This is a genomic window from Rhizobium sp. 268 (assembly GCF_036571585.1).
Taxonomy (GTDB): Bacteria; Pseudomonadota; Alphaproteobacteria; order Rhizobiales; family Rhizobiaceae; genus Rhizobium; species Rhizobium redzepovicii.
Genome location: NZ_JAPPSO010000004.1, coordinates 173,495 through 195,429 on the forward strand (window position 1 = coordinate 173,495; position 21,935 = coordinate 195,429).

Here is a 21,935-nt window from a genome sequence, read left to right on the forward strand (position 1 = left end):
AGAGCGGGGCCCGGGCGCAAAGGCGCCCGCGCCCTCCTCGTCCCGCGTTACGCGGCAAGCAGCGCGAAGATCGGGCCGATCGACTTGTAGCCCATGTACCAGGTCAGTGCGCAGACCAGTACGCCGAGCACCAGCAGCCAACGCGGATACCGATAGCCTCCCATCAGGTCGGACCGGGCCCAGGCCGCATAGATGAAGATCGACAGGCCGATCGGCAGAATCAGGCCGTTCAGCCCCCCGACGAAGACCAGCATCTGTGCCGGCGGCGTGGTGATGATCACGTAGAAGAACAGCGACACGGCAATGAAGATGACAGTCGCGATGCTGCGGGCCCGTTCGGTGATGTCTCTCTTGAAAATCGTGACGAACGAGACCGACGTGTAAGCGGCACCGATGACTGAGGTGATCGCAGCAGCCCAGAAGATGACGCCGAAGATGCGCAGGCCAATGTTGCCAGTGGCGGCCTGGAAAGCCTGGGCAGCCGGATTCGCACCCGCGCCGGAAACATCGATGACGGCTCCGCCCGCAACCACGCCGAGGACGGCCAGGAAAAGCACGTAGCGCATGAGGCCGGTGACAGCGATGCCCGTCAGCGCTGCACGGTTGACCGCACCGAGATTCTCGATGCCGACCGTGCCCTTGTCGAGCAGTCGGTGGGCGCCGGAATAGGTGATATAGCCCCCGACCGTGCCGCCGACGATGGTGGTGATGGTAGCGAAATCGATGGTGGACGGCAGAAAGGTCTGGAACAGCGCGTCGCCAACCGGCGGCGCCGATGCGAAGGCAACATAGACCGTCAAGGCGATCATCAGGATACCGGCCAGGACAATGAAGCGATCGATCGCCATGCCGGCACGCTTCGACAGGAAGATGCCGATCGAAAGCAGCGCGCTGATCGCCCCGCCAAGCTTCGGATCAAGGCCGATCATCGCATTGATGCCGAGGCCTGTGCCGCCGATGTTGCCGATGTTGAAGAATAATCCGCCGACGATGACGAGAATTGCGAGCAGATAGCCGGAGCCCGGGAGGGCGGCGTTGGCGAGGTCGGAAGCCCGCATCTTCGTCAGCGTGACGATCCGCCAGATATTCAGCTGAACGACGAAATCGATCAGGATAGAGGCGAGGATCGCGAAGGCGAAGGCCGCACCGAGTTTTGTTGTGAACGTCGCCGTCTGGGTGATGAAGCCCGGACCGATGGCAGACGTGGCCATCAGGAAGATGGCCGCCACGAGCGCAGCGCGGCGCGACTTGGCCGACATCCGCGCCGGCGCAACGGTTGTCATTGAAATTGCTGACTGTTCCATGAACCCCTCCTTATGTGCAGGCCGACGCCGAGATCTCGGCGGGCTGCCTAGGTTTGTTGACAGCATCACGGTGACACGTTTTACAATTCTGTCAAGATTGTTCAACGATTTTGCTGTATCGTTCTACCAAATAACTGCAATTCGGCCGCAACAAACGCACTTGGACCAGGTGTCCTTTATTGTTGCAAGTTCCGGCCACATCCGAAGTGGCTCTTGCCTCCTTTCGTGCATCAACGATAAGGAACGGGTTGCGGGGGCTTTCACTTTCTGTCTGCCCGAGGGGCCATGTACGGCGTCTGGCGTTGCCCCAGTCCGCGTGGTCAAGCCACTCCTCTTATGGCTCCCGGAGATGCAAACCGCTATACCGGTGCGCAAGGGCGCGGAGGTTTCACTCGTGTCTGTGCATTAGGGGATTTGATGGTCGAACAAAATATCACATCGGCGCTCGCGCCGCGCCTGGCGGAGGAAATCCGCGACAAACTGATTGCTGGCGAATTGAAGCCGGGCCAGCGCCTTTCCGAGACAGCGCTAAGTGCCGGTCTGGATGTGTCGCGCAACTCTTTGCGTGAGGCATTCCGGCTTCTGACAAAAGAAGGGCTCTTGCGGCACGAGCCCAATCGCGGCGTTTTTGTCGCCACACCCAGTATGGCCTCGATCATCGACATCTATCGCGTGCGCCGTGTGATCGAATGCCAGGCGCTCGCCAAGGCGTATCCCAACCATCCGGCGGTGGCACGAATGCGCGCGGCAGTCACGCGTGCCAAGCTCGCGCGCGAGGCCAAGGATTGGGGTATGGTCGGCAGTGAGAACATGGTCTTTCACGCGGCGATCGTAGATCTCGCCGACAGTCACCGTCTGAACACCTTCTATGCGCAGATCGCCGCAGAGCTGCGCCTCAGCTTCGGCCTGCTCTCCGATCCCGAGCTGTTGCACGCTCCCTACGTCGATCTTAATGCGGCAATCCTTGAAAAGCTTGAGGCAGGGATGACGGCCGAAGCCTCCGCGGCACTTGAGGCGTATCTGATGCAGTCCGAGCGCACTGTTCTGGCCGCTTTCTCGCGAATTGGCGGCGCCAAATGAATTGCACGCTCGGCCGCGCGTTTCGATGCCGCTTAAAGGACGATTCGTCTCTGGTTGCGACAATAGCCCCGCGGCGCATGGCCATCGGTGGCGGATGGATTTCAACAGGTCCGCGGCCATAGGCTGCCGATCCCGCCCTCGCCCATCCTACGTCCGGCTGATCGAAACCCCACCATCGGCGAGCATCGCCGTCCCCGTCACGAAGCTCGACAGATCAGACGCAAGGAAGAGCGCCGCATTGGCGATCTCTTCCGGCTGCGCCATGCGCTTCAGCGCATGCAGCCCCTCGACGAAGGCGAGCAGTTCCTCGGTCGCGTCAGGCGCGTTGGTGATGCTGGCCGGCGTGTCAGTGCCGCCGGGCAGCAGGGCGTTGACGCGGATGTTCCGCCGGCCGAGTTCGGCGGCGAGCACCTGAACGAAGCCGATCAACCCCGCCTTGCTCGCCGCATAGGCGGCCATGCCCGGCATGCCGGCGGTGTGGCCGACGAAGGTGGAGGTGAAGATCAGCGATCCGCCGCCTTTTCCCATCGCTGCCGACTGGTATTTGGCGCCGACGAAGGCCGCGGTGAGATTGGTCTCGATCGTCTCGCGCCAGCCCTCCGGCGACAGTTCCGCCACCGGCCCCATCTCGCCGAGAATGCCGGCATTGTTGAAACCGATGTCGAGTCCGCCGAAGCGGGAGACAGCCGTTTCACTAAGCCTGGCCTGCAGCCCCTCGTCCCTGATGTCGCCCGATATTGCGACGGCCTGCCCACCCTCCGCCTCGATTTCGGCGACGACGGCGTCGAGCGCCTCTTGTCGCCTTCCGGTGACCACGAGCTTGGCGCCCTCCCGTGCAAAGAGTTTCGCCGCGGCGCGGCCAATGCCGGAGCTTGCGCCGGTGATGATCGCGACCTTGTCGTTCAGAAGTCTCATGTCCGTTTCTCCTCAATTGTCGAGGCATCCGGAATCTCAAACATCGGGCGATGCAGCCACCCGTTTCCCGCGCGGACAAACGAAAACCGCCGACAGCCGATGCTTTCGGCCAACGATCAGCCCCTCGCAGCAGCGGACAAAAGCCTCGACGCCGCATCGGAATATCGAAATTCGCGTTGCAAAACGCCGCCTTGCCGGACTTTCCACATACGCAGCTGCCGCAGCGTCAGCGCCATTGTGCGCTGCACCATCGATTTATCCAGCGTGTGACATTCATCCGATTCCCTTGATTGTTCTTCCCGATTAAGAAGGGACGCACACGTAAGGGAATCTCTTCATGCCGCGGTCACGCAATACTGAGGGCGCCATCTATATGAGCATGGCGATGGCCGGGTTTTCCGCGAGCGACGCTCTCTCCAAATCGGTGATCGCCTCCATGAACGCCGGCGAAATCATGTGCCTGCGCGGCCTCTTCACCAGCTTGCTCGTCTATCTGATCGCCTGGAAAATGGGCGCTCTGCGCTCCTGGCGCGTCGTGCTGAAGCCGATCATCATCCACCGCATCGTCTGCGAGATGTTCTCCGCCGTCACTTATATCACCGCGCTCGGCATGATGCCGATCGCCAATGCCTCGGCGATCCTGCAGTCGCTGCCGCTGGTCGTCACCTTCGGCGCTGCGCTTTTCTTCAATGAGCCCGTCGGCTGGCGGCGCTGGTCGGCGATCCTTGTCGGCCTGGTCGGCGTGATGATCATCATTCGCCCAGGTCCGGAAGGATTCACCGCTGCCGCCCTGCTCTGCGTCGGCGCGGTGCTGACGACGGCCGGCCGCGATCTCGCCACCCGCTCGATCGATCCGGAGATTCCCTCGCTGATGATCACCGTCATCACCGCCATCTCCATCTCCTTTTTCGGCGCTTTGCTCATCCCGGTGCTCGGCGGCTGGCAACCGGTCAGCGCCACGTCGCTCGGTCATCTTCTGCTTGCCTCGGTGCTTGTGCTCGTTGGCTACCAGTCGGTCATCCTCGCCATGCGCACCGGCGAAATTTCCTTCGTCGCGCCGTTTCGCTATACGAGCCTCATCTTTTCCTCGCTGCTCGGCTTCTTCTTCTTTGCCGAAGTGCCTGACAGCTGGATGCTTGTGGGTGCTGCGATCGTCATCGCTTCTGGCCTCTATACGTTCTATCGTGAAGCCAAGCGCCGCGTGCCGCCGATCGCGCAGGAATCTGCGCCGCGCTCACCGGTTTGAGGTAGGATGATGACTGAATTCTCGCTCGGCAGATCCGATATAGCAGGCGTCGTGCTGGCCGGCGGCCGCTCGCAGCGAATGGGCAGCGACAAGGCGGGCGCAATGCTCGGGGCCGAAAGCCTGCTCCGACATGTCCTGACCCGCTTCTCGCAGCAAGTCCTCTCTGTTGCCGTCAATGCCGATGCCACCGCCGAGGATGTGCCTGCAGTCCCCGACCATTTTCCCGGCAAGGCCGGGCCATTGGCCGGCATCCATGCGGCGATGGTCTATGCTGCCGGCCTTCCCGGGATCACCCATGTCGTCACCGTCTCGGTGGATTGCCCGTTCTTCCCGGCCGATCTCGTCGCCCGGCTGGCGGCAGCGCTCGAGCGCCCGTCGCAGATCGCCATCGCCGCCTCCGAGGGCCGCAGCCATCCCGTCTTTGGGCTCTGGCCGGCGATACTCGCCGCCGACCTCGAAGCCTGGATCGTCACCGACGAAAAGCGCCGCGTGCGTGACTTCCTGTCACGGCATGACGTTACGGAAGTATCATTTCCGCTGCATCCGACCCGCGCCAGCCTGCTCGATCCTTTCTTCAACATCAACACGCCGGATGATCTCGTCGAAGCCGAACGCTGGTTGGAGGCCCTTCGCGCATGACCGCACCCAAAATCTTCGGCATCGCCGGCTGGAAGAACTCGGGCAAGACGGGGCTCGCCGTCCGGCTGGTGACGGAATTCACCCGCCGTGGCTACCGGATCTCGACGATCAAGCATGCCCATCATGATTTCGATATCGACAAGGTCGGCGCCGACAGCTACCGCCACCGCGAGGCCGGCGCCCATGAGGTCACCATCGTCTCCGGCACCCGCTACGCCATCATGCATGAGCTGCGCGGCGCGCCCGAACCGGAATTCGAGGAGATCCTTGCGCGTCTTGCGCCCTGCGATCTCGTGCTGATCGAAGGCTACAAGCGCGAGCCGATCCCGAAGATCGAGGCCCGCCGGCTGGAAGCCGCCAATCGCCAGCCGCTGGCGTCGAGCGATCCCCATATCTGCGCCATCGCCGCCGATCACGCCGTTACGGATACAGCCCTGCCGGTCTTCGATCTAGACGACACAGGCGCCATCGCCGATTTCATCGCCGGCACCGTTGGCCTTGGACAGGCGAAGCTTTGAACCACCTGCGTCGCCGCCGGATCTAAGAAGCGGAGCCGTTTCGCTTGCCATCGCCTTGGCGATTTCCTTGGCGAGTTGAGACTGATCATAGGGCTTTGCCAATCTCGGAAGATCTATATCGGTGCCGGCAGGAAGATCGGCGTAACCTGTCGCCAGCACGATCGGCAACGCCGGATGAATGTCCCGTGCGGCCCGGGCAAGCTGTGCGCCGGTCATACCAGGCATCGAATAGTCGGTTATGACAAGGTCGAAATGCTGACCGCTGCTGATCAGTTCCAGCGCCTGCGCGCCGGAGTTTGCTTCGACGACCTCGTGGCCAAGATCTTCAAGCATGTCGACCGAACTCATGGCGATCAAAGCATCGTCATCGACGAGCAGGATCTTAAGTCTGGATGCAGCTTGGGGAACGGGCAGTTCGGCTTCGATCGCCCGCTCGGGGCGCCGTTCGGTCGCCGGAAGCCACAATTCAGCGGTCGTTCCGACTCCAAGTTCGCTTGTCAGCCGAAGTGCGCCATTCAGCTGAACGGAAAGTCCGTGGATCATCGATAAGCCGAGGCCCGTGCCTTTTCCGAGTTCCTTGGTCGAGAAAAACGGATCTATTGCCTTCTTCAGCGTCTCCGCGTCCATGCCGGTGCCGCTGTCGGCCACCGCCAACACCAGATAGGCGCCCTTGTCGAGAATGCCGTCATCGCCGGCCACCTGCGCATCACGCAGCGATATGGACAGCGTCCCGCCATCCGGCATCGCATCGCGGGCATTGACCGCAAGATTGAGTAGCGCCAATTCCAGCTGGTTCGCATCGACCAGCGCCGGCGGCAGCGTCGCCGGCAGGTTGGTTTCGATGCTGATCGAGGGTCCGACCGAACGCCGCAACAGGTCGTTCATGCCGGAGACCAGCTCGGCCAGATCGACGGGCTTGACCTGCAGATCCTGCTGTCTGGCAAAAGCCAGCAGCCGCTGCGTCAGCGCCGCCCCGCGCCGCGCGCCCTGAATCGCCCCGTCGACCAGACGCGTCGCCTTGCCATCTCCGGCAACATGCTTGCCGAGCAACTCCAGATTTCCGAGAACGACCATCAGCAGATTGTTGAAATCGTGTGCGACGCCGCCGGTCAGTTGGCCGATCGCCTCCATCTTCTGCGATTGGCGAAGCTGCTCCTCGGCTCTTTCACGCTGGGCGACTTCCTCGAGCAGAGTCTGGTGAGCGGCGTTGACCTCTTTGGTCCGTTCCCTCACACGCTCTTCGAGGTTCTCATTGAGCCGTTTCAGATTTTCCTCGATGGTCTTGCGGACGGTGGTATCGGAGCAGACGCCGACGAGTTTCCTGGCGGAACCATATCTGTCGGAATAGAGCTGCGCGTGGACCTCGGTCCAATGCAGCGATCCATCCGGCCAGATCGTCCTGTGCTCGATCGAATAGTCGCGTCCAGTATCGATCGTCTGGCGCAGGCGTGCCAGCACACTATCCCGGTCGTCGGGGTGGATGCTTGCGATCAGATCGTCGCGCGTGACATCGTCATCCGGCCCTCGGCCGAAGACCGCTTTGCAGGTCGCCGAAGCAGACAGGGCCATCGAGGACAGCTCCAGCTCCCACGCCCCGAGACGACCGGCGGCAAGCGCCGTCTGCAACCGTCGTTCTCCCTCGCCCAGAGCCTCGAGCCGGGCTCGCGCTTCATATTGGCGCAGGCGCCCCTTCAATGCGGTCCGGGCAACGCTGATGAAGGAGGTCGCATGGAACGGCCTTTCCAGGAATGTGACGTTGCCAAGAACCTCGGAAAGCCTGGCAGCGGCGGGATTTCGCTCAGGTCCTCCACCGCGTTGAGTGAGGACGATGAACGGCAGGTCCGACCAGCTCGGTTGGGCCGAAACCCAAGCGGCAATCGGCTTGAGATCGCTTGAGCGAACGGCCTCTTCCGTCAGCACGCCAAGCGCAATGTCATCGCTGAGCAATGACGCGAACATAGGCAGGTCAGTGGCAGCAATCGATGCCAATCCGGCCTCATCGACCAACGATCTCGCCACCCAGGCATCGCGACCGGCAGGCGTGTAGATCAATGCTTTCGGTTTGCCGGAATTAGGAATTGCCGCTATCCCCGCCATCGGTCGCGAGGAGCGGCGTTGAGGTCGTGACAAATTCGGGAACGCCGCGAAGCACGCCCTGGAACCCCACGAGAGGATCACCTAACCTCAGGCCGGAACCGTCGATACGATATTCCCGGATGGTATCCTCGTGAAAGCCGGTCCTCTTCTTGATCACCGAGACCGCACGCCGCACCTTTCCCGCAGCCTCGAAGTAGCGCAGCAGAATGACGGTGTCGGCGAGATAGGTGACGTCGACGGGCGCCTTCATATCACCGACCAAGCCGTGCTGGGCAACGGTGAGGAAGGTGTTGGCGCCTTGCCTGTTCAAATATTGCAGCAACTCATGCATATGAAGAATTAACGAATTCTCATCCGGCATCGAAGCCTGATAACCGTTGATACTGTCGATGATGACGGTTTTCGCATCCGACTTGTCGACGCAATTGCGCACGCGGTGGGCGAATTCGCCCGGCGACAGTTCGGCGGCATCGAGCTGTTCGATGTGAATATAGCCCGCGTTTCGCATGGCTTCGAGATCCATTCCGAGCGCCTTCAGCCGCGTGAAGAGCAGGCCCAGCTCCTCGTCAAAAATGAAGGCCGCCACTTTCTCGCCGCGCGCAACCGCAGCCATCAGGAATTGAAACGAAAACGTGCTTTTGCCGGTGCCGGCAGGACCAAGGATGAGCGTACTGGAACCTCGCTCAAGGCCACCTCCTAAAAGAAGGTCCAGTTCTGGAATATTGCAGGAAATCTGATCACGGGCGTAATTCGACCTGTGTTCGGCGGCGACGAGCCGCGGAAAGACGATAACGCCACCAGTCTGGATGATGAAATCGTGATAGCCGCCGCGGAAGGCCTGTCCGCGATATTTTATGACCCTCAGACGTCGGCGTTCGGAGCCGTAGCTCGGTGCCATCTCTTCGAGATGGATGACGCCGTGCACGACGCTGTGCACTGTCTTGTCGAGCACCTCGGACGTCAGATCATCGAGCAGAAGCACTGTCGCGCCTTGTCGGGCAAAATAATGTTTGAGCGCCAGGATCTGGCGGCGGTAGCGCAGTGAACTTTGCGCGAGCAACCTTATCTCCGACAGACTATCGAGAACCACGCGACGTGGCTTAATCCGCTCGAAAGCGGCAAAGATTTCCTTTGTCGTCTCTCCGAGTTCAAGATCCGACGAATAAAGCAGGCTCTGCTGCTGGTCGGCATCCAGCAGGCTTTCCGGAGGCACGACCTCGAAGACCTCGATATTGCCATCGATCACCATGCCGTGAGATGCGGCACCGGCCCGAAGTTCGCTCTCGGTTTCCGAAAGGGTGATGTAGAGCCCCTGCTCGCCGAGCCGTGCACCTTCGATCAGGAACTGCAGCGCAATCGTCGTTTTGCCAGCTCCCGGATTTCCCTCCAGGAGGAAAACGTGCCCCGGCGAAAGCCCCCCGGCCAGAACTGTATCCAAACCGGACACGCCGGTCCGGGCTTTCGTGGCAGGTGCCGCAGTATTCATTCACTGTTTCCTTCAATTTCAAGTGTGAATTAGCGGCGAACGAAGGAATGTCAAATCACTGGCAGGCATGATTTCGCTTCCGCCAAGAGCCGATCACCAGTGGTTCGGATATATGCCTGTCCGGGCGGTGCGAAACGGCGAGCGCTTATGCTCGATAGCGAAGTGCATCGACGACGAGGGCAAATGCCGGCGACGTATGCCGGCGGCTCGGATAGTAGAGATGGTAGCCGGAAAACGGCGGGCACCAATCCTCGAGGACGCGCACCAGTCGTCCATCGGCCAGATGCGCCTCGACCAAGTTCTCCGGCATGTATGCCAGCCCCAGACCTGCCAGTACTGCGTTCAGCCGCAGCGCTATATTGTTGAAAACCAATTGCCCTTCGACCCGAACTCTGAGCTCGCGCCCGTCCTTTTCGAACTCCCATGCATAAACGCTGCCATAGGTCGGCAGGCGCAGATTGATGCAATTGTGATCTGTAAGGTCCTGCGGCGTCAGCGCCTTCGGCCTGGTGTCGAAATAGGCGGGAGCGCCGACTACGGCCATGCGCATGTCGGGGCCGATGCGCACCGCAATCATGTCCTTCGCTACCTGTTCTCCAAGCCGCACCCCTGCATCGTAGCGCTCCGCGACGATGTCGGTCAGACCGTAGTCGACGATGATTTCGACATTGATATCGGGATATTCAGGCAGGAGCTTTGCCAAGGCGGGCCAAAGGACGGCATTGGCCGCATGCTCGCCCGCATTGATGCGAATGGTGCCTGCCGGCTTCTCCCGAAACGCGCTTAAGGCGGCCAGCTCGCTCTCGATCTCGTCGAGGCGCGGCCCGATGGAGACGAGCAGGCGTTCGCCGGCCTCTGTCGGCGCGACGCTGCGGGTCGTGCGTGTCAGCAATCGCAGTCCAAGTCGCTCCTCGAGCCCGCGGATGGTGTGGCTGAGTGCCGATTGCGACACACCCAGCTTACCCGCCGCCTTTGTGAAGCTCTGTGCGCGTGCAACGGCGAGGAAGGCGATGAGGTCGTTGACGGCGGGGCGCGGCATTTATGAAACTTTCTCATGGGTTCTTGCCGTTTATACCATCTAATCGCGATCAGGCGCACGCCCTAAATACCTTTTCACTCGAGTGGACATGTCCACCCCGACATCGAAAGCCCGACATCGAAAGGAAGACAAGAATGGATATCAAGCGAAGCGGTTCGCAACCTTCGGCAAACGGACCAGCCGATTGGTTTACCGGCAGCGTGCGTGTCGACCCGCTGTTTGCCGTGACCAGCCCCGCACGTGCGGCCGGCGCCAGCGTCACCTTCGAGCCCGGAGCCCGCACCGCCTGGCACACCCATCCGCTCGGCCAGACGCTGATCGTCACGTCGGGTTGCGGTCGCGTGCAGCGCGAGGGCGGCCCCGTCGAGAAGATCCGCGCCGGCGACGTCGTCTGGTTCGCCCCGGGTGAACGCCATTGGCACGGCGCATCGCCGACGACGGCGATGACCCATATCGCCATCCAGGAACAGCTCGATGGCAAGGTTGTCGACTGGCTGGAGCATGTCACCGACACGCAATACCAAGGTTAGAAAAGGAAACTTCTATGCAGAAACGTGAGCTTGGAAAGAGCGGACTTCATGTCTCGGCCATCGGTCTCGGCTGCATGGGGCTGAGTTACGGTTATGGCCCGGCGACAGGTATTCAGGAAGCGACAGCACTAATCCAGCGGGCATTCGAACGCGGCGTGAACCTCTTCGACACGGCCGAGGCCTATGGCCCCTACAAGAACGAAGAGCTTCTGGGAGAGGCGCTTGCCCCCTTTCGCAACGAGGTGGTGATCGCCACAAAATTCGGTTTTAACTTCGATGCCAATGGTGGCCAGAGCGGCATGAACAGCCGCCCGGAACAGATCCGCGCGGTGGCCCACCAGGCGCTGAAGCGCTTGAAGACCGATGTCATCGATCTGTTCTACCAGCATCGCGTCGATCCGGATGTTCCGATCGAGGACGTCGCCGGCACGGTCAAGGCGTTGATCGCGGAAGGCAAGGTCCGGCATTTCGGGCTCTCCGAAGCCGGCGCCCAGACGATCCGGCGCGCCCATGCCGTCCAGCCTGTGACGGCGCTGCAGAGCGAATATTCGCTCTGGTGGCGCGAGCCCGAGCAAGAGATCCTGCCGGTGCTGGAGGAACTCGGAATCGGCTTCGTGCCGTTTAGTCCGCTCGGCAAGGGCTTCCTCACCGGCGCGATCAGCGAAACCACAACCTTCGACAGCAAGGACTTTCGCAACATCGTTCCGCGGTTTTCGGCAGACGCGCGAAAGGCCAACCAGGTGCTCGTCGATCTCCTCGCAGAGATCGCTGCGCACAAGAAGGTCACCCCGGCCCAGGTGGCGCTCGCCTGGCTGCTGGCGCAGAAACCCTGGATCGTACCGATCCCCGGCACCACCAAACTGCATCGGCTTGACGAGAACATCGCAGCCGCCGAGGTCGAACTTACTGTTGAGGATCTCGGCAATATTGAAAGCGCGCTCGCCACCATCAAGGTGAAAGGCGATCGTTATCCCGCGCATCTGCAGGCAAGGGTCAACCGCTGAGAACAGAAGCGGCCGCCATCGTTTGCGGCCGCTTCTTCATCGCGTCATCGTCTCGGCGCCGGCGCGTTCTCCTGGAAAGCCGGGATTGTCTCGAGCCTGCCGACAATCTCGGCAATACTGGGCCACCGGGCGAGATCGAAGCCCATGCGTCGGGCGCTGATCGCCTGCGGGAAGAGAAAGATATCGGCAACGCCAGGCCGGTCGCCGACGGCGAAGGCGCCCGGCCTCCGGCCGGCAATCATCGTCTCCACAGCCGCCATTCCCTCGCCGACCCAATGGCGGCTCCAGCCGGCGATGGCATCGGCATTGGCCTGGAAGGTCGTTTTGAGATGCAGCCCGATCCGCGGCGGCAGCAGCGCATGGATCTCGGCGGCGATCGCCAGGGCGATCGACCGCGCCAGCGCCCGGCCCTCCGCTGTGTCGGGCAGCAGGGCCGGTTGCGGCTGGACCTCGTCGAGATATTCGACGATCGCCAGCGACTGGGTGATGAGAACGCCATCATCCGTCAGCAAGGCCGGCACCAGCCCTTGCGGATTGACGCTGCGATATCCGGCCTGCCGGCTCTCGGCCTCTTCGCCGAGAATGGAGATCGGCAGCACCTCGGCCGTCAGCCCCTTAAGGGCGAGCGCGATCCGAACTCTTGAGGTCGCCGAGGAAATTTCGTTCTGATAGAGTTTCACTGTCTTTCTCCCTGATGGCCTGAAGAGGAAACCGTGGACGCCGCCGTCACAAGGCCGGCGAGCGGCGAAGGCTCCCGCGAACTTACGTCGTAGATGCAGGGCGCGGCGAAGACCGTCGCGCCCAGAATGCAGATGATCATCAATCGCATCAAAACCTCCATCGGCGAGGCCGATCGGTCGCTATCCGTCAGACAACGATCAATTCGACATGGATATTGCCGCGCGTGGCCTTCGAATAGGGGCAGGTCCGGTGCGCCTCATCCACCAGCGCCTTCGCGACATCCGCTTCGATGCTAGGCAAGCTGACATTGAGGCGGGCTTGCAGGAAATACCCGCCGTCGGTCGATCCGAGATCGACCTCGGCATTCACCGCGGTCTCCGCCGGAAGCCCGACCTTCAGCTTGCCTGCGGCTATGCCGATTGCGCCGATGAAGCAGGCCGACCAGCCGGCGGCGAAAAGCTGTTCGGGATTGGTGCCCGGCCGCGCGCTGCCGGGCGGCGAGAGCTTGATATTTAGCTCTCCGTCATCGCTCTGCGAAGCGCCGTCGCGCCCACCGGTGGTGCGGGTCTTGCCGGTATAAAGAACCTTGTCGATCTTGGTCATGGAAACACTCCTTGTCTCGGTCGCTACTCGCGATCGGATCGCCTCAGGCGATCGGGTTGAACGGAGTGAGGTTTGACCGACTGTTATATCCGGCATGTTTCCGAAATCGGCCGAAATGTCACAAAACGTAGCATCCGGCATCCAGGACATTATCCCATACAAACCGCCGGAAATTTTTCCGGCAGGCCAGCATCACCGAAGGGTGACTTCCGCCGCCAGCCCGCCGCCGGCGCGATTGTAGAGCCGGAGCGATCCGCCGATCTTGGCCGTCAGTTGTTGGGCGATCGCAAGACCAAGACCCGTGCCGCCCGTCTCCCGGTTGCGGGATTGCTCCAGCCGGAAGAACGGCTGCATGGCGGCTTCGAGCATGTCTTCAGGAATTCCAGGCCCCCGATCCATCACGGTGATGACGACATTGTTTTCCGCATTGTGCTCGACGCTGATTTCGGCAGCACCCGCAAACTTCAACGCATTGTCGATGAAATTCGACAGGATGCGGCGAAGGGCATGCGGCTTGGTCAAGGCGGCGCCCTGAACCAGCCCGACGACGGTCACCGCCTTTCCGGTGTCCTGATAGTCATAGGATATGCTGTCGATGAACGAGGCGAGATCGATGCGGGCATTCTTCTCGCCGCTGCCGTGGGCGCTGCGCGCATAGGCTATACCGTCCTGGACGAGGCGCTGAATCTCGCCGAGATCATGCACCAGCTTTTCCTTTTCGGGTGAATCCTCCGCCATATCGGCGCGCAGCCGCATGCGGGTGATCGGCGTCTGCAGATCGTGCGAGATGGCCGCCAGTATCTGCACGCGCTCTTCGAGGTAATGGGCGATCCGCTCCCGCATCGCATTGAATGCCCTCACCGCATGCGCGACCTCGCTCGGACCGGCCTCGGTCAAAGCAGGACCGTCCTTGTTGGGGTCGAGGGCATCGGCCGCGGCCGCAAGCGCACCCAGCGGCCGGATCGCCTGGCGAACCGCGAACCAGGTGCAGAGGATGAGCAGCAGCATCTGGATGACGAAGACATAGGGCAGCCATCCGGCGATCGGCATGACGCCCTTCGGCGTGACGTCGATCGTCAGCGGGCTTCCGTCGCTCAGCGTCAGATGCGCCTGCAATCGGTTCACCGCACCCGGAATCCGTTCGATGCTGATCGGAAAGCGATGCCCGATCGCCTCCTCGATCTTGCCCGATATCTCGGCCCCTTTGCTTGACGTGTCGGGCACGCCGGGAAGTCCGGGCCCGAGCACGAAGCGGTAATTGCCGCGGCTCAGCCGATCGAGGAGATCGCCGCGCTCGCCCGGCGGAAGCCGGTCGAGAACGGCGATAGACGTTGCGACATCATTCTCCAGCGTGCCGAGCATCACCGCCTTGGCCGACATGGTGCGCTCCATATAGAGCACGCTGAAGGACAGCCCGTAGGCAAGGGCGAGACCGATCAAAAGGATCAAGAAGATTCGCGACCGCAACGTCCTCGGCCAGATCAAACCCGAGAACCATGGGATCGCCCTCATTGGCGCAGCTCCGTGATTTCGACCGGAACGGAAAATACATAGCCTTCGCTGCGCACCGTCTTGATGTAGGTCGGTTCTCGCGCATCGTCGCCCAGCCGCTGCCGCAGGCGGCTGACCAGGAGATCGATCGAACGATCGAAGAGATCGGCATCGCGGCCCTGCGTCAGGCTCAGAAGCTGGTCGCGATTGAGAACCCGCTGCGGATGATCGATGAAGACGCGAAGCAGCCGGTACTCGGCGCCGCTGAGTGCGATCGCAGTCCCCTCCTTGTCGAGAAGATGCCGGGCGACCGTGTCGAGCCGCCAGTCGCCGAAGCTCAGCAACTGCCCGGCCTCGCTGATCTGCAGGTTGGGCGGCAGCATGCGCGTGCGCCGCAGCACCGCCTTGATGCGGGCGAGCAGCTCGCGCGCGGCAAAGGGCTTGGCGAGATAGTCGTCGGCGCCCATTTCCAATCCGAGGATCCGGTCCATCTCGTCGGTGCGGGCCGTCAGCATCAGGATCGGGATCGCCTTGTGCCGGCCGGCGCGCAGTTCGCGGCACAGCACCAGCCCGTCGTCGCCCGGCATCATCACGTCGAGCACGATCAGGTCGACGGCGTTGGCTTCGAGAAAGTTGCGCATCTGGCGCCCGTCCGCAGCAGTGCTGGTCCTCAGGCCATTCTTCTGCAGATAGCCCGAAACCAGCTCGCGGATTTCGCGATCGTCGTCGACGACCAGGATGTGATCGACATGATCCATATGTTCCTGTTCCCTTACCGATAGAAGCGGCCGCGCCCTCCTCCTCGATATCGAGGCGGCTGACGCGACCTACGCATATTCCGCCGGCCCAAGCAACGAGGCTCTGCGGCCGGCCTCATCGATCAGAAGCGGTCCACGTCGATGACCGCCTGCGCAAAGGCCTGCGGCGCTTCCTGCGGCAGGTTGTGGCCGATGCCGCCGCTAATCGTCCGATGCTCGTATCGGCCGGAGAATTTTCCGGCATAGGCCGAGGGCTCCGGATGCGGCGCACCGTTTGCATCCCCCTCCATGGTGATCGTCGGCACGGAGATCATCGGCAATGCGGCGAGCGTCTTCTCATAGGCATCGTATTTCGCCTCGCCTTCGGCAAGCCCCAGGCGCCAGCGATAATTGTGAATGACGATCGCGACATGGTCGGGATTGTCGAAGGCGGCCGCCGACCTGTCGAAAGTCGCATCGTCGAAATTCCACTTCGGCGAAGCCGTCTGCCAGATGAGCTTTGCGAAATCATGGGTATTGCTCTCGTAACCCAGGCGCCCGCGTTCGGTTGCAAAATAGAACTGATACCACCAGGCCAGCTCAGCCTTCGGCGGCAGCGGTTTCAAATTGGCCTCCTGGCTGCCGATCAGATAGCCGCTCACCGAGACCATCGCCTTGCAGCGTTCCGGCCACAATGCCGCCATAATGTTTGCCGTCCGCCCGCCCCAGTCATAACCGGCAACGACCGCCTTTTCGATATCGAGCGCATCCATGAGCGCAATCATATCGGCAGCCAGCGCCGACGGCTGGCCATTGCGCGCCGTTGCCTGGTCCAGAAACCGGGTCGTGCCGTAACCGCGCAGATAAGGCACGATCACCCTGTAGCCCGCCGAGGCCAGCAGCGGCGCGACATCGACGAAACTGTAGATGTCATAGGGCCACCCGTGCAGCAGCAGCACAACCGGGCCATCCGCGCTGCCCGCCTCGGCATAACCAATATCGAGCACCCCGGCATTCACCCGCTTCAGCGCTTCGAAAGACGTATTGGTTCCGGCCTTCACGGCCGGCAGCGCCGACTGAGCAACGGCCGTGCCGGCCACGCCGAATTCGACGGCCGCAAGGGCGATTGCCGTCATGCCGAAGAAGCGGCGGCGGTGATGGTTGATTTGCTCTGACATCGGTCTCTCCTGTCGAATGAATCACGTCCTCAAAAGACGTTCCACTTGTATCAGCGATATGTCATGAGCAATCATTATTGAATGCTGATGTAGCTTCCGGCCGCCGGGATACATTCCGATACAATCGCGCCGTTTTCACCGCTGGCGGTTGCTGCGACCCCGGTTTGTGTCGCTCTGTATCGCGATCTCCCATCAGCAACACTTCGGTACATTTTCCCGCGAAGTCGGACACATCCGGGATACGTCGACCCGGCCATATCCCCGTCGTTGCTGGTTCAGGCCCATCGCCGTCCAGAGCCCGATCAATCGGTTTCAAAGGAAACGATGATGACACTTCTGATCATTGCCTATCTCGGAGGCGCGCTGACGATCCTCAGCCCGTGTATCCTGCCGATCCTCCCCTTCGTCTTCGCCCGTGCCGGGCAGCCCTTCGTCAAGAGCACGCTGCCGATGCTGGCGGGGATGGCCGCCACCTTCGCGCTGGTCGCCACGCTGGCCGCGGTCGGCGGCAGCTGGGCCATCCGCGCCAATGAATATGGCCGCCTCGCCGCTATCGTCCTGCTGGCGCTCTTCGGAGCCAGCCTGCTGTCGCCGCGCTTCGCCAGCACCCTTGCCCGGCCGATCGTCGATCTCGGCAACAATCTCCTGAACGCCAACGGCGGTGGACGCGCCGCGCCGACGGTCAAGAGCGCCCTCATCCTGGGCGTCGCCACCGGCCTGCTCTGGGCGCCCTGCGCCGGGCCGATCCTCGGCCTTGTTCTCACAGGCGCCGCCCTGCAGGGCGCCAACCTGCAGACCACCTTCCTGCTGGCCGCCTATGCCGCCGGTGCCGCGTCTTCGCTCGCGGTCGCCCTGCTTGTCGGCGGCAGGATATTCGCCGCCATGAAACGCTCGCTCGGCTTCGGCGACCGGATTCGCCAAGGTCTCGGTGCTGCGGTACTCGCTGGCGTTGCCGTCATCGCCCTCGGCCTCGACACCAGTCTGCTATCGCGGCTTTCCTATGCGAGCACCGCCTCGCTGGAGCAGGCCGTGCTCGACAGGCTGCATGCCAAGCCCGCCGGCGCCTCCGCCGAGGTCGCCAGCAACGACGTGCTGATCGCAGACGCGAAAAAGCCCTTCCGCAGCGATCTGCCCGTCGAAGGTTATGCGCCCTCGCTCGACGGCGCCGTCGAATGGCTGAACTCCAAGCCGCTGACCACCGAGCAGCTGCGGGGCAAAGTGGTGCTCGTCGACTTCTGGACCTATTCCTGCATCAACTGCATTCGCACGATCCCCTATGTCAAAGCCTGGGCGGAAAAATACGCCGATCAGGGCCTCGTGGTGATCGGCGTCCACGCCCCGGAATTTGCCTTCGAGAAGAAGCTCGACAACGTCAAGAAGGCGCTCAGTGACTTCGAGATCGGCTATCCGGTCGCGATCGACAATGACTACAAAATCTGGCGCGCCTTCGAAAACAGCTACTGGCCGGCCGGCTATCTCATCGATGCCGAGGGCCAGATCCGCTACCACCATTTCGGCGAAGGCAATTATGGCAGGACCGAAAAAGCCATTCAGGACCTGCTGCGCGAAGCCGGCGGCCAGATGACGTCAAGTACGGCGGTCGCACCGGATGCCAAGGGCGTGGAAGCCGGTCCGGACCTTGGCAATATCCGCTCCGGCGAAACCTATCTCGGCTACGAACAGGCAGCGAATTTTGCCTCGCCCGAGGGACTGCAGGCCGACGCGCCGCAGAATTATTCGATCGCCGAACCCGGCCTCAACGGCTGGGGCCTGTCCGGAACCTGGACTGTCGGCAAGGATGAGGCGAGGCTTGATGAGGCCGGCGGCGGCATCACGTATCGCTTTAGCGCCCGCGACCTGCATCTTGTCCTGGGGCCTGGCGCCGACGGCAAACCGATCCGCTTCCAGGTGACGGTCGATGGCAAGGCGCCGGGGCCGGACCACGGCTCGGACATCGGTGCCGACGGCAACGGCACGGTGACGGCGACCAGGCTTTACCAGCTGGTGCGCCAGTCCGGCACGGTCGGCGCCCGCAACTTCCAGATCCGCTTCCTCGATCCCGGAGTGCAGGCCTACGCCTTCACTTTCGGCTGACCTGCAGACTGATCAGTTCCGATCCTCGACAACGACCAAAGGAGTGATACCCATGAACAGACGTCTTCTCTTCACGGCAGCCCTTGCCTTCGCCACCACCGTCATCGCTTTCGCAGCAGAGGCTGCCGCCGTTAAAAACATCGTGATCGTGCACGGCGCGCTCGCCGACGGGTCGGGATGGCGCAAGGCGACGGAGATTCTCCAGAAACGCGGCTTCAACATCAGCATCGTCCAGGAGCCCATCACCTCGCTCGACGACGATGTGGCAGCGACGAAGCGGGTTCTCGACCTCCAGGACGGACCGAGCCTGCTCGTCGGCCACAGCTATGGCGGCATGGTGATTACCGAAGCCGGCAACGACCCCAATGTCGCAGGCCTCGTCTATGTCGCGGCCTTCCAGCCCGACAAGGGCGAAAGCCTGCTGAGCCTTGCGAGCTCCAAGCCCGCCGGCAGCATGGATATTAAGGAAACCAAGGACGGTAAGTATCTCTATCTCGACCCCGCAGCCTTCGCCGCGGATTTCGCTGCCGACCTGCCGAAAGCCGAAGCCGACTTCCTAGCAAGGTCACAGGTCTTCGCCTCGAAGCAGGCGTTCTCCGCCAAAAGCGCCGAGCCGGCATGGCGGACAAAACCGAGCTGGTCGATCGTCGCCACGGAGGATCGCGCCATCAACCCCGACCTGGAACGCGAGATGGCAAAACGGGCCGGCAGCGAGGTGACCGAGATCAAGGCAAGCCACGCCGTCTTCGCGTCCCAAGCAGAGAAGGTCGCCGACATCATCGAAAAGGCGGCCAGGAAAGCCGGCGAGTAGGACCGGCGGGATGGGGGCAGCAGATCATCGACGGCCGCCTTCGCCCCGCCGAGAAGAAGGAAAAGGCCATAAAATGCCCCTCCCCATAATGGAGAGGGGCAACGATATTTACTGGTTGGCAGCCACCGGCCGAACCAGCGCCGTCACCCGGCGGATGGTGACGCGGCGGTTTTCCTGTTCGGGGCCTGACGTGTTGACCTTCAGATATTGCTCGCCATAGCCCTGGGTCGCCAAGTTCTCCGGCGGGATGCCGTAGACGTCGGAGAGCACGTTCGCGACCGATTCCGCCCGCTGGTCGGAAAGGACCAGGTTGCTCTGATCGGTTCCCACGGCATCCGTGTGACCCTCAATCAGGAAGGTTTCGCTCGGATCCTTTTTCAGCACCTGGCTGATCGCGTCGGCAACCTTGCGCAGGGTACGCGCTTGGGTCATCGGGATATCGGCGCTGCCGGTCGCGAAGGTGATCGTGTCGAGGTCGATGCGGCGCACCTTGTCGCGGATACGGGCCGAATACTTTACCTCGTCAAGCGAGTAGACACGCTCCACCGGCTCGACGGGCGGCTCGCTCAGGAACTCGTAATAATCCCGGTCCGGGTCGCTGCGAGTATCGATGATGTAATCGTTGAGCGGTACGCGCAGCCGCATCGGCGGCAGGTCGGCGCCCGGATCCTCGAAATAGTCGCGGTCCGGATCGTCGTAGAGGTCCTGCGAATAATAGAGCACATGCTCGCGCCCGCGGGCGTCGACGCGCGACCGCTGAATGATGTCGCCATAGCGGTTGCGGATTGTCACGATACGATAACCCTCCGGCCGCGTGATTGTCTCGCGGTAGCGATCACCCGACAGTTCCTCGTAGCTCGGCCGTTCGCCGTCGCGCAGGAACCGCCTGTCGTCGTCGCCACGCACGATCACCCGATTGTCGTACTGGATGATCACACGATTGTCGTCGGTGCTATCGTCGACGCGCGCACCGTCGGGACGGACGAATTGCGGCCGCGCATCGAGCTTTCTGCCCTTCTCGCTGGTCACCGCTTCAAGCTTGATCGTCGGCGCCGCCTTGGCGCCGCTGGCGGCCTGCGCATCGGCATCCGAGGTCGGCACCTTCACCTCCTGGGTCTCGGCGCGCATCTTGTCGCGGTCGCGGCGGCCTTCGCGGCCCTTGCTGCGGTCGGCATCCTTGTCGCTGTCGAGCACGGCCGCACCGTTCTCGACTGGCAGCACGACGGTCTCGTTGCTCTTGGCCGGATCCGCGGCAATCTTCTTGCGGCGCTCCAGCTCTTCGGGCGAAACCTTTTCCGGCGCCGGAATGGCCTGCTCGACCTGCTGGCCGCCGCTGGCATCCGGCAGCGGCTGAGCAGTGTCGGTCGCCGGCGCGGCCGGCTGCGCGCCGGCGGGCTGTTCGCCGGCAGGCTTTGCCGCGGTGCCGTCCTTTGGCTTTTCGGCGGGTACGGCTTCTGGTGCCGCCGCTTTATCTTCGGTCGCCTTGCCTTCAGTTGCCTTATCTTCAGTTGCCTTGCCTTCAGCCGGCTTCTCCGCGGGTGCTGCGGCTTCGCCCTTTACCGGCTTCTTCTCCACCGGTGCTTCGGCGGCGGGTTTTGCCTCCGGCTTGACTTCGGGCTTTGCCTGCTCCTCGGCTGGCGTCACGGCTTCGGGAGCACCAGTCTCGGCCTTGCCCTTGCCTTTATCCTTGCCTAGGGCCTTGTCCTGCCCTTTGGCGCGCTTGCCGCCTTCCGGCTTGGCTTCCGGCTGCGCCTGCTCCGTGTCCGGCTGCGCTTCCTTTGCCGCCGGCTGCTGTTCGGGCTGCGGCTGAGCCTCCGGCTCGGCCTGCTTCTTCGGCTTCCTCGGCTTCTCCTGCGTTACAGGCTGCTCCGGCTGAGGCGCGGCCTCCGGCTTGACCTCGGGCTGGGCTTCCTGCTTGGCTTTCCGCTCGGGTTTGCTTTCGGCCTGCGGCGCAGGTTTTTCCTTCGGCGCTTCCGGCTCTGCCTTGGGTTCAGGAGCCTTGGGTTCAGGCGCCGGCGCCTCCTTGCGCTCAGCCTTCGGCTTTTCGGCGGGCGCCTCCTTCGGCTGCTCGGCGGCCGGTGCCTTTTCGGCTGGAGCTTCTTCCTTCTGCTTGCGCTTCTTCTTCAGCAACTCCTCATCGGAAGGCGCATCCTGTGGCGCATCCTGGGCCACCTCGAAACCGCCCTGTTCGACTTGCCGCACGGCCTGAGCCTGCGTCGCGACGTCGCGCACGGCAGCCATTGCCGATGCAGGCTGGAACGCCAGCGAGAGGGAAAGCAGCGGAAAAGCCGCGCTTGCGAACAATCTTGATTTCATGCCCATCGGGTTTCCTCGATCCTGTTTGAGCTTCCTGAAGGCCGACAGGCCCAGCTTCCGCCCCTAGCGTCGCAATGAGGCGAAACGGCGAAATGGCAATCGCCGAGCCGCCGATTTGTTCCGGTTCTAGGAAGCTGCAGATTAACCTCGCGTGAATGTTGCAGTC

General features: G+C 62.4%; 20 protein-coding genes. 8 read left to right on the forward strand and 12 right to left on the reverse strand.

Annotation, left to right across the window (positions count from 1 at the left end):
- Window positions 1-47: 47 nt before the first annotated feature.
- On the reverse strand, window positions 48-1,304 hold the full coding sequence (locus OS035_RS09510) for an NRAMP family divalent metal transporter (protein WP_097628523.1): 1,257 nt from the start codon (window positions 1,302-1,304) through the stop codon (window positions 48-50).
- Window positions 1,305-1,721: 417 nt separating this feature from the next.
- Here OS035_RS09510 and OS035_RS09515 point away from each other — a divergent pair, with 417 nt between their 5' ends.
- Window positions 1,722-2,384, forward strand: a complete 663-nt coding sequence (locus OS035_RS09515) for a GntR family transcriptional regulator (RefSeq protein WP_097628522.1) — start codon at window positions 1,722-1,724, stop codon at window positions 2,382-2,384.
- A gap of 147 nt (window positions 2,385-2,531) precedes the next feature.
- On the opposite strand, the gene OS035_RS09520 is transcribed toward OS035_RS09515, so the two are convergent.
- Window positions 2,532-3,299 carry an SDR family oxidoreductase gene (locus OS035_RS09520; protein WP_097628521.1) on the reverse strand — a complete coding sequence of 256 codons (768 nt, stop codon included), beginning with the start codon at window positions 3,297-3,299 and terminating at the stop codon, window positions 2,532-2,534.
- Window positions 3,300-3,636: 337 nt separating this feature from the next.
- On the opposite strand from OS035_RS09520, the gene OS035_RS09525 reads away from it, so the two are divergent.
- From OS035_RS09525 to mobB, 3 genes are read left to right on the forward strand one after another with little or no spacing between them, the layout of a single operon-like run.
- Window positions 3,637-4,545 (forward strand): DMT family transporter, encoded by a 909-nt coding sequence (locus tag OS035_RS09525; protein WP_331813634.1) that lies wholly within the window; start codon window positions 3,637-3,639, stop codon window positions 4,543-4,545.
- Window positions 4,546-4,554: 9 nt separating this feature from the next.
- The gene (gene mobA / locus OS035_RS09530) at window positions 4,555-5,184 is read left to right on the forward strand and encodes a molybdenum cofactor guanylyltransferase MobA (RefSeq protein ID WP_331813635.1); all 630 of its coding nucleotides are present in this window, start codon (window positions 4,555-4,557) and stop codon (window positions 5,182-5,184) included.
- Window positions 5,181-5,702: a molybdopterin-guanine dinucleotide biosynthesis protein B gene (mobB, locus tag OS035_RS09535; RefSeq protein ID WP_097628519.1), complete on the forward strand. Its 522-nt coding sequence runs from the start codon at window positions 5,181-5,183 to the stop codon at window positions 5,700-5,702. Before mobA ends, mobB begins: the two co-directional genes overlap by 4 nt.
- Here mobB and OS035_RS09540 read toward each other — a convergent pair.
- The 3 genes from OS035_RS09540 to OS035_RS09550 all read right to left on the reverse strand — a co-directional run bounded on the left by OS035_RS09540 (window position 5,634) and on the right by OS035_RS09550 (window position 10,324).
- On the reverse strand, window positions 5,634-7,799 hold the full coding sequence (locus OS035_RS09540) for an ATP-binding protein (RefSeq protein ID WP_131711030.1): 2,166 nt from the start codon (window positions 7,797-7,799) through the stop codon (window positions 5,634-5,636). The two genes, mobB and OS035_RS09540, sit on opposite strands and share 69 nt — an antisense overlap.
- Complete coding sequence (locus OS035_RS09545) at window positions 7,774-9,285, reverse strand: ATPase domain-containing protein (protein ID WP_097628517.1); 1,512 nt, start codon at window positions 9,283-9,285, stop codon at window positions 7,774-7,776. Before OS035_RS09545 ends, OS035_RS09540 begins: the two co-directional genes overlap by 26 nt.
- Window positions 9,286-9,430: 145 nt before the next feature.
- Window positions 9,431-10,324, reverse strand: a complete 894-nt coding sequence (locus OS035_RS09550) for a LysR family transcriptional regulator (protein WP_097628516.1) — start codon at window positions 10,322-10,324, stop codon at window positions 9,431-9,433.
- A 134-nt stretch (window positions 10,325-10,458) separates the two neighbouring features.
- Here OS035_RS09550 and OS035_RS09555 point away from each other — a divergent pair, with 134 nt between their 5' ends.
- Both OS035_RS09555 and OS035_RS09560 read left to right on the forward strand, forming a co-directional pair.
- The gene (locus OS035_RS09555; protein ID WP_097628515.1) at window positions 10,459-10,854 is read left to right on the forward strand and encodes a (R)-mandelonitrile lyase; all 396 of its coding nucleotides are present in this window, start codon (window positions 10,459-10,461) and stop codon (window positions 10,852-10,854) included.
- A gap of 14 nt (window positions 10,855-10,868) precedes the next feature.
- Window positions 10,869-11,858 carry an aldo/keto reductase gene (locus OS035_RS09560; RefSeq protein ID WP_131711031.1) on the forward strand — a complete coding sequence of 330 codons (990 nt, stop codon included), beginning with the start codon at window positions 10,869-10,871 and terminating at the stop codon, window positions 11,856-11,858.
- A gap of 44 nt (window positions 11,859-11,902) precedes the next feature.
- Here OS035_RS09560 and maiA read toward each other — a convergent pair whose 3' ends face one another.
- The 6 genes from maiA to OS035_RS09590 all read right to left on the reverse strand — a co-directional run bounded on the left by maiA (window position 11,903) and on the right by OS035_RS09590 (window position 16,548).
- The gene (gene maiA, locus OS035_RS09565; protein WP_131711032.1) at window positions 11,903-12,538 is read right to left on the reverse strand and encodes a maleylacetoacetate isomerase; all 636 of its coding nucleotides are present in this window, start codon (window positions 12,536-12,538) and stop codon (window positions 11,903-11,905) included.
- A complete protein-coding gene (locus OS035_RS09570; RefSeq protein WP_165503901.1) occupies window positions 12,535-12,687 on the reverse strand; it encodes a hypothetical protein in 153 nt (50 codons plus the stop codon). Before OS035_RS09570 ends, maiA begins: the two co-directional genes overlap by 4 nt.
- A gap of 38 nt (window positions 12,688-12,725) precedes the next feature.
- Complete coding sequence (locus OS035_RS09575; RefSeq protein ID WP_331813636.1) at window positions 12,726-13,142, reverse strand: organic hydroperoxide resistance protein; 417 nt, start codon at window positions 13,140-13,142, stop codon at window positions 12,726-12,728.
- A 192-nt stretch (window positions 13,143-13,334) separates the two neighbouring features.
- Window positions 13,335-14,654, reverse strand: coding sequence for an ATP-binding protein (locus OS035_RS09580; protein WP_131711034.1), 1,320 nt, complete (start codon window positions 14,652-14,654; stop codon window positions 13,335-13,337).
- On the reverse strand, window positions 14,651-15,391 hold the full coding sequence (locus OS035_RS09585; protein ID WP_183781936.1) for a response regulator: 741 nt from the start codon (window positions 15,389-15,391) through the stop codon (window positions 14,651-14,653). Before OS035_RS09585 ends, OS035_RS09580 begins: the two co-directional genes overlap by 4 nt.
- A 122-nt stretch (window positions 15,392-15,513) precedes the next feature.
- Complete coding sequence (locus OS035_RS09590; RefSeq protein WP_097628509.1) at window positions 15,514-16,548, reverse strand: alpha/beta fold hydrolase; 1,035 nt, start codon at window positions 16,546-16,548, stop codon at window positions 15,514-15,516.
- Window positions 16,549-16,875: 327 nt separating this feature from the next.
- On the opposite strand from OS035_RS09590, the gene OS035_RS09595 reads away from it, so the two are divergent.
- A complete protein-coding gene (locus OS035_RS09595; protein ID WP_097628508.1) occupies window positions 16,876-18,642 on the forward strand; it encodes a cytochrome c biogenesis protein DipZ in 1,767 nt (588 codons plus the stop codon).
- A gap of 52 nt (window positions 18,643-18,694) precedes the next feature.
- A complete protein-coding gene (locus OS035_RS09600; protein WP_331813637.1) occupies window positions 18,695-19,453 on the forward strand; it encodes an alpha/beta fold hydrolase in 759 nt (252 codons plus the stop codon).
- A gap of 108 nt (window positions 19,454-19,561) precedes the next feature.
- Here the strand turns inward: OS035_RS09600 and OS035_RS09605 are convergent, their stop codons facing one another.
- Entirely contained in the window at window positions 19,562-21,775 is a 2,214-nt protein-coding gene (locus OS035_RS09605; protein WP_097628506.1) for an OmpA family protein, read from the reverse strand.
- Between the last annotated feature and the right edge of the window lie 160 nt (window positions 21,776-21,935).

Coding starts and splice junctions, on each gene's coding strand:
- OS035_RS09600 (WP_331813637.1), top strand. CDS start 18,695: ATGAACAGACGTCTTCTCTTCACGGCAGCCCTTGCCTTCGCCACCACC.
- OS035_RS09550 (WP_097628516.1), bottom strand. CDS start 10,324: ATGCCGCGCCCCGCCGTCAACGACCTCATCGCCTTCCTCGCCGTTGCA.
- OS035_RS09520 (WP_097628521.1), bottom strand. CDS start 3,299: ATGAGACTTCTGAACGACAAGGTCGCGATCATCACCGGCGCAAGCTCC.
- mobB (WP_097628519.1), top strand. CDS start 5,181: ATGACCGCACCCAAAATCTTCGGCATCGCCGGCTGGAAGAACTCGGGC.
- OS035_RS09545 (WP_097628517.1), bottom strand. CDS start 9,285: ATGAATACTGCGGCACCTGCCACGAAAGCCCGGACCGGCGTGTCCGGT.
- OS035_RS09560 (WP_131711031.1), top strand. CDS start 10,869: ATGCAGAAACGTGAGCTTGGAAAGAGCGGACTTCATGTCTCGGCCATC.
- OS035_RS09595 (WP_097628508.1), top strand. CDS start 16,876: ATGACACTTCTGATCATTGCCTATCTCGGAGGCGCGCTGACGATCCTC.
- OS035_RS09555 (WP_097628515.1), top strand. CDS start 10,459: ATGGATATCAAGCGAAGCGGTTCGCAACCTTCGGCAAACGGACCAGCC.
- OS035_RS09570 (WP_165503901.1), bottom strand. CDS start 12,687: ATGCGATTGATGATCATCTGCATTCTGGGCGCGACGGTCTTCGCCGCG.
- OS035_RS09515 (WP_097628522.1), top strand. CDS start 1,722: ATGGTCGAACAAAATATCACATCGGCGCTCGCGCCGCGCCTGGCGGAG.
- OS035_RS09605 (WP_097628506.1), bottom strand. CDS start 21,775: ATGGGCATGAAATCAAGATTGTTCGCAAGCGCGGCTTTTCCGCTGCTT.
- OS035_RS09585 (WP_183781936.1), bottom strand. CDS start 15,391: ATGGATCATGTCGATCACATCCTGGTCGTCGACGACGATCGCGAAATC.
- OS035_RS09580 (WP_131711034.1), bottom strand. CDS start 14,654: ATGAGGGCGATCCCATGGTTCTCGGGTTTGATCTGGCCGAGGACGTTG.
- OS035_RS09510 (WP_097628523.1), bottom strand. CDS start 1,304: ATGGAACAGTCAGCAATTTCAATGACAACCGTTGCGCCGGCGCGGATG.
- OS035_RS09540 (WP_131711030.1), bottom strand. CDS start 7,799: ATGGCGGGGATAGCGGCAATTCCTAATTCCGGCAAACCGAAAGCATTG.
- OS035_RS09590 (WP_097628509.1), bottom strand. CDS start 16,548: ATGTCAGAGCAAATCAACCATCACCGCCGCCGCTTCTTCGGCATGACG.
- mobA (WP_331813635.1), top strand. CDS start 4,555: ATGACTGAATTCTCGCTCGGCAGATCCGATATAGCAGGCGTCGTGCTG.
- OS035_RS09575 (WP_331813636.1), bottom strand. CDS start 13,142: ATGACCAAGATCGACAAGGTTCTTTATACCGGCAAGACCCGCACCACC.
- OS035_RS09525 (WP_331813634.1), top strand. CDS start 3,637: ATGCCGCGGTCACGCAATACTGAGGGCGCCATCTATATGAGCATGGCG.